Origin of the sequence: Streptomyces sp. PA03-6a, from assembly GCF_033792765.1 — a bacterium.
Lineage (GTDB): Bacteria > Actinomycetota > Actinomycetes > Streptomycetales > Streptomycetaceae > Actinacidiphila.
On sequence record NZ_JARAVK010000106.1, the window covers coordinates 24,693 to 30,909 of the forward strand.

Consider the following 6,217-nt stretch of genomic DNA (forward strand, 5'->3'; position numbering starts at 1 on the left):
AGAACAGCATGGGCGTGACGCTCGCCAAGGGGGGCAACGTCTCCCTCACCAAGGCCGCACCCAATCTGACCAACGTGCTGATCGGGCTCGGCTGGGACGCGCGCTCCACCACCGGGGCGCCCTTCGACCTGGACGCCAGCGCGCTGCTGTGCGGCTCGGGCCGGGTGCTCGGCGACGAGTACTTCGTCTTCTACAACAACCTCAAGAGCCCGGAGGGCTCGGTCGAGCACACCGGCGACAACCTGACCGGTGACGGCGAGGGCGACGACGAGGTCCTGCTGGTGGACCTGTCGGCCGTGCCCGAGCGGGTCGACAAGATCGTCTTCCCGGTCTCCATCTACGACGCCGACGCCCGCGGCCAGACCTTCGGCCAGGTCAGCAACGCCTTCATCCGGGTGGTCAACCAGACCGACCAGAGCGAACTGGCGCGCTACGACCTCTCCGAGGACGCCTCCAGCGAAACGGCGATGATCTTCGGAGAGCTGTACCGGTACGGCGGCGAATGGAAGTTCCGAGCCGTTGGCCAGGGGTATGCATCAGGCCTCCGGGGCATCGCCCTAGACTTTGGGGTCAACGTTTCGTAAAGGGATTGGATATCCAGTGCTCCTCCGAACTTTCGGCTGGTCGTTCGGTGTCACCGCCGCCGGCCTCGCCCTCGCCGGTTTCCTGTGGGGTGCGGAGGGGCTTGCCCTCGTCGCCATCCTGTCGGTGCTGGAGATCTCGCTCTCCTTCGACAACGCGGTGATCAACGCCGGCATCCTGCGGAAGATGAATGCCTTCTGGCAGAAGATCTTCCTCACCATCGGCATTCTGATCGCCGTCTTCGGCATGCGCCTCGTCTTCCCGATCATCATCGTGTCGATCACGGCGAAGATCGGGCCCATCGAGGCCATCGACCTGGCGATCAACAACAAGGAGCAGTACGAGCACCTCGTCACGTCCGCGCACCCGGCGATCGCCGCGTTCGGCGGGATGTTCCTGTTGATGATCTTCCTCGACTTCATCTTCGAGGAGCGTGAGCACAAGTGGCTCGCCTGGCTGGAGAAGCCGCTCTCCAAGCTCGGCAAGCTCGACACGCTCTCCGTGGTCGTCGCCCTGGTCGCCCTGCTGATCACCGCCACCACGCTCGCCACCGACGTCTCGCACGGCGGCGGCGACAAGTCCTCCACGGTGCTGCTCGCCGGGATCGGCGGCCTCATCACGTACCTCGTCGTCGGCGGCATCTCGAGCTACTTCGAGGACAAGCTGGAGGACGAGGCCGACGAGGCCGACGAGGAGCTCGAGGAGCGGAGCTCGGGCGGCAAGCCGGCCGGCAGTGGCGCCTCGGCCGTGGGCCTGGCGGGCAAGGCGGCGTTCTTCCTCTTCCTCTACCTGGAGGTCATCGACGCGTCGTTCTCCTTCGACGGCGTCATCGGCGCGTTCGCGATCTCCAACGACATCTTCATCATCGCCCTCGGCCTCGGCATCGGTGCGATGTACATCCGGTCGCTCACCGTGTTCCTGGTCCGCAAGGGCACCCTGGACGACTACGTCTACCTGGAGCACGGCGCGCACTACGCGATCGGCGCGCTGGCGGTCATCCTCCTGGTGACCATCAAGTTCGAGATCAACGAGGTCATCACCGGCCTCATCGGCGTCGTCCTGATCGGCGCCTCCTACTGGTCGTCGGTGGTGCGAAACCGCCGTCTCGGGGAAAGCTCCGAGCAGCGGGACGACAAAGCGGAGGTGACGAGCGGGGTCTGACCCCCGTCTCGTCACGACATTCGGGTCACGCCGCCCCCCGCCGACCGGCGGGGGGCGGCCTGCGTGCAGGGGACGGACGGACATGTGGAACTTCCTGCGGCCGAGCGGCGGCTTCAACGCGCAGTTCGACATGGCGAACGCGCACACCATCGAGCTCACCAGGCGGCACCAGGTCGTCTCGCTGTCCAAGCAGGGCGCGGCCGTCGGCAACCTGCGCATCAACCTGTCCTGGCAGATGCGCACCTCCGACACCGGCGGCTGGAACCAGCGCAGCGGCTCGTGGCTGAGCCGCCAGATGCACCTGTTCAAGCCGGAGCCCGTGCAGGCCGCCGGCCCCGCCATGGTCAACGTCGACCTCGACCTGGCATGCATGTACGAGCTGGCCGACGGCACCAAGGGCGTCGTCCAGCCGCTCGGCAACTTCCTGGGCGACCTCGACGCCCCGCCGTACATCCAGATGACCGGTGACGACCGTTTCGGCGGCTCGTCCGGCGAGACGCTCTACCTCAACCTCGACAAGCGCGACGAGTTCAAGCGCATGCTCGTCTTCGTCTACATCTACGACGGCACGCCCGCCTTCGACCGCACCCACGCCAAGGTGGAGATCTTCCCCAGCTCGGGCCCGCGGATCGAGATCCTGCTGGACGAGCGCGAGCCGCAGGCCCGCTCGTGCGCCGTCGTGCTCATCGAGAACAGGAAGGGCGACCTGACCGTGCGCCGTGAGGTGAAGTACGTCTACGGCTTCCAGGCCGAGCTCGACCGGCTGTACGGCTGGGGCCTGCAGTGGGGCCGCGGCTACAAGACCAAGGTCTGACCGCGCGGCCCCCTGCCGGGCCCGCTCAGCGGCGTTCCTGGAACTGCGGGCCCATCGGCGGCAGCCGGAACCCCTGCATCGGCTGCGGATAGCCGTACGCGGGGGCAGGAGCGGGAGCGGGGGCCGCCGCGGTCGGCGCGGGCTGCTGCGGCGGGTAGCCGTAGGCCGGGGCCGCCACCGTCGGCTGGGGCTCCTGCGGGTAGCCGTACGCGGGGGCCGCCACCGTCGGCTGCGGCTCCTGCGGGTAACCGTAGGCGGGCGGCGCGATGGGCTGCGGCGGCACCGGCGCGGGGGCCTGCAGGGTGTACGCGTCGGGCGGCTCGGTGGTCAGGACGGTCGGCGGCACGGGCTGCGGCACCGAGGCCGCCTCGCCCTCCGGCCGCGGCGGCGGCGCCTCGTCGAGGTCGCCCTCCTCGACGGTGATGCCGAACTCGGTGGCGAGCGCCTCCAGCCCCGAGGCGTAGCCCTGCCCCAGCGCGCGGAACTTCCAGCCACCCGCCCTGCGGTACAGCTCGCCGCAGATCAGCGCCGACTCGTCGCCGGTGTCCGGGACGACGTCGAAGACCGCCAGCGGTTCCGCGTCGGAACCGGCGGCCGTGTCGTAGAGCAGCACCGTCAGGTCGGAGACGAGGGCGAAGGGGCCGCCGTCCGCGGAGGCCGCGACGACCACCCGGTCCACGCCCGCCTCGAGTGCGGCCAGGTCCACCTCGATGGCGTCCGTCAGCCCGGCCGGCTCGCTGCGCTTGGGCAGGTGCCGGGCGGCGCCGCCCGGGTGCCGGGGCTGGTTGTAGAAGATGAAGTCCTCGTCCGAGCGCACCTGGCCGTCCGCACCCAGCAGCAGCGCCGAGGCGTCGACGTCCGGCACACCCGCCCCCGGGCTCCAGCGGAGCACCGCCCGCACCCCCGAGGCCGTCACCGGGATGTTGGAGCCCTTCACCATCGCCTGCGTCATGCGCGTAATCCTGCCCTCCCGGGGGCCGCGCCCACAACGCGGGGCGTACGGCGGGTGCGCCGGCGGGGAAAGATGGGGACAGGGCGACACGTACCGGACCCGAGGGGGTTACCTGATTTTCACGTACGCCGGGAACGTCCGCAGGGGGCTCGCACGTACGATAATCGGCCACGGCGTCGGGGGACGCTTCCCACCTCTCTCCAACCACCACCTGCCACGGGGGAAAGCATGCGCCACTTCGGGCACCTCGCGCCGGACGTACGGAACGAGCTCTTTCACCGGGAGCCCGCCGAGTTCACCGCGGCCTCGTCGGCCGGCACGCTCGCCGTCGCCCTCGGCGCCACCCTCTACTGCCCGGCCACCCGGTCGAGGCTCGCCGACGACGTGCTCAAGCAGGCCGCCCGTGGTGTGGTGTCGATGGTGCTGTGCCTGGAGGACTCCATCGACGACCGGGAGGTCGAGGCTGCGGAGGAGAACCTGGTCCGCCAGTTCGGCGATCTCGCCCACCGGATCCCCGACGGCGACCCCCCGCTGCTCTTCATACGGGTCCGCACCCCCGGCCAGATCACCGACCTCGTGCGCCGGCTCGGCGACGACGTGTCCCTGCTCTCCGGATTCGTGCTCCCCAAGTTCACCGAGGAGTCCGGGGTCCCCTTCCTGGAGGCCCTCGCCGCCGCCGAGGCGGACTGCGGGCGGCGGCTGTACGCGATGCCGGTCCTGGAGTCCCCGCAGCTGCTCCACCTGGAGACCCGCACCGAGACGCTGTACGGCATCTCCCGGACCGTCGACAAGTACCGCGACCGCGTGCTCGCGCTGCGGCTCGGCGTCACCGACTTCTGCTCCGCCTACGGGCTGCGACGCTCGCCCGACATGACCGCCTACGACGTCCGCATCGTCGCCTCGATCATCGCCGACGTGGTCAACGTCCTCGGGCGCGCCGACGGCACCGGCTTCACCATCACCGGGCCGGTCTGGGAGTACTTCAAGCACTCCGAGCGCATGTTCAAGCCTCTGCTGCGGCAGAGCCCCTTCGTCCCCGAGGCCGTCGACCTGCGCGAGGCCCTCATCCAGCGGGACATGGACGGGCTGCTGCGCGAGATCGAACTGGACCGGACGAACGGCCTGCAGGGCAAGACCTGCATCCACCCCTCGCACGTCCAGCCCGTGCACGCGCTCAGCGTCGTCTCCCACGAGGAGTGGAGCGACGCCGTCGACATCCTGCACGAGGACCGCAGCGGCGGGGGCGTGCTGCGCTCGGCCTACACCAACAAGATGAACGAGGTGAAGCCGCACCGCGCCTGGGCCGAGCGCACCGTGCGGCGCGCCGAGGTCTTCGGCGTGGCGCGTGAGGAGATCGGCTTCGTCGAGCTGCTCTCCGCGTGCGTGCCGTCGTGACCGGCAACGAGAGGGAGAGTGCCGAAGGCATGGCAGTGGAGCACGTCTGGTCCGGGCAGTGGGTCGCCGACCGGCTCGGGGTCACCCTGCGGGGGGACGGCCTGAGCGGTCTGCTCGGCCTCGCCCTGCGCCGCAACCCCAAGCGGGCGCACCTGCTCGTCTCCAACGTGCTGGGCAAGCACGTGCCGCAGCGTCCGCACGTCGTCTACGACGCCGGGTACGGGCTCGGGGTGCGCGTGCGGGAGCTGCTGGGCGAGGACGAGGCGGCCCGGGCCGTGGTGCTCGGCTACGCCGAGACCGCGACGGGCCTCGGGCACGCCGTGGCCGACGGCGTCGGCACCGCCCCGTACCTGCACTCCACGCGGCGCCCGGTACCCGGGACCGAGCCGGTCGGCGGCTTCGAGGAGGAGCACAGCCACGCGACCTCGCACCTGCTGCTGCCCGAGGACGCCGGCCTGCTGGCCGGGGACGGGCCGCTGGTGCTGGTCGACGACGAGTTCTCCACCGGCCGGACGGTGCTCAACACGGTGCGGGCGCTGCACACCCGCTACCCGCGCCGCCGGTACGTCGTGGTCGCCCTGGTCGACATGCGCTCGGAGGCCGACCGCGCACTGCTCGCCGGGTTCGCGGCGGAGCTGGGCGCGGGCGTCGACGTCCTCGCCCTGGCCTCGGGCACGGTCGTCCTCCCGGACGGGGTGCTGGAGCGCGGCCGGGCACTGGTCGCCGCGCACGGCGCCGCCGAGCCCGCCCGCCCGGCCGCGGGAGCGGCACCCCGGCGGGTGCACCTGGACTGGCCCGCCGGGCTGCCCGACGGCGGCCGGCACGGCTTCACTCCCGCGCACCGCGCGCGGCTGGAGGCGGCGCTGCCCGCGATGGCGGCCCGTCTGGCGGAGGGCCTGCGCCCGCCCGGCGACGGCGACGGCGCCGGGGACGCCCCGGCACCCCGCGTCCTCGTGCTCGGCAACGAGGAGCTCATGTACGCCCCGCTGCGGCTGGCCCGGGCACTGCAGGACGCCCTGCCCGCCGCGGAGGTGCGGTTCTCCACGACGACGCGTTCCCCGGTCCTGGCCGTGGACGACCCGGGGTACGCGATACGCACCCGGATCACCTTCCCCGACCACGACGACCCGGCGGACGGCCCCGGCGAGCGCTACGCGTACAACGTGGCGGGCGCGGGCTTCGACGCGATCGTCGCCGTCGTGGACAGCGCGGGCGACACGCCCGCCCTGCACGCCCCCGGAGGGCTGCTCGCGCAGCTCGCCGGACACACCGAAAGGCTCCTGCTGGCCGTGGTCCCCTCGTACGAACCCCGC

At 71.3% G+C, this 6,217-nt stretch carries 6 protein-coding genes; 5 read left to right on the forward strand and 1 reads right to left on the reverse strand.

The window, feature by feature from the left end; translation table 11 throughout:
- Positions 1 to 8 precede the first annotated feature (8 nt).
- From PV350_RS24450 to PV350_RS24460, 3 genes are all read left to right on the forward strand, one after another.
- Positions 9 to 584 (forward strand): TerD family protein, encoded by a 576-nt coding sequence (locus tag PV350_RS24450; RefSeq protein ID WP_499511686.1) that lies wholly within the window; start codon positions 9 to 11, stop codon positions 582 to 584.
- A 16-nt stretch (positions 585 to 600) separates the two neighbouring features.
- The gene (locus tag PV350_RS24455; protein WP_499511685.1) at positions 601 to 1,743 is read left to right on the forward strand and encodes a DUF475 domain-containing protein; all 1,143 of its coding nucleotides are present in this window, start codon (positions 601 to 603) and stop codon (positions 1,741 to 1,743) included.
- 82 nt (positions 1,744 to 1,825) lie between these two features.
- Positions 1,826 to 2,557, forward strand: a complete 732-nt coding sequence (locus PV350_RS24460) for a TerD family protein (RefSeq protein WP_499511684.1) — start codon at positions 1,826 to 1,828, stop codon at positions 2,555 to 2,557.
- 25 nt (positions 2,558 to 2,582) lie between these two features.
- Here the strand turns inward: PV350_RS24460 and PV350_RS24465 are convergent, their stop codons facing one another.
- Positions 2,583 to 3,509, reverse strand: coding sequence for a TerD family protein (locus PV350_RS24465; RefSeq protein WP_500336086.1), 927 nt, complete (start codon positions 3,507 to 3,509; stop codon positions 2,583 to 2,585).
- A 228-nt stretch (positions 3,510 to 3,737) separates the two neighbouring features.
- Here PV350_RS24465 and PV350_RS24470 point away from each other — a divergent pair, with 228 nt between their 5' ends.
- Together PV350_RS24470 and PV350_RS24475 are read left to right on the forward strand one after the other, a co-directional pair.
- On the forward strand, positions 3,738 to 4,904 hold the full coding sequence (locus PV350_RS24470; RefSeq protein ID WP_499511682.1) for an HpcH/HpaI aldolase/citrate lyase family protein: 1,167 nt from the start codon (positions 3,738 to 3,740) through the stop codon (positions 4,902 to 4,904).
- 29 nt (positions 4,905 to 4,933) lie between these two features.
- On the forward strand, positions 4,934 to 6,217 hold a 1,284-nt coding region (locus PV350_RS24475), incomplete at its 3' end, for a phosphoribosyltransferase family protein (RefSeq protein ID WP_500336088.1).

Excerpts from the sequence above, each read along its gene's own strand:
- PV350_RS24470 (WP_499511682.1), top strand. The coding sequence starts at position 3,738 with ATGCGCCACTTCGGGCACCTCGCGCCGGACGTACGGAACGAGCTCTTT.
- PV350_RS24465 (WP_500336086.1), bottom strand. The coding sequence starts at position 3,509 with ATGACGCAGGCGATGGTGAAGGGCTCCAACATCCCGGTGACGGCCTCG.
- PV350_RS24450 (WP_499511686.1), top strand. The coding sequence starts at position 9 with ATGGGCGTGACGCTCGCCAAGGGGGGCAACGTCTCCCTCACCAAGGCC.
- PV350_RS24460 (WP_499511684.1), top strand. The coding sequence starts at position 1,826 with ATGTGGAACTTCCTGCGGCCGAGCGGCGGCTTCAACGCGCAGTTCGAC.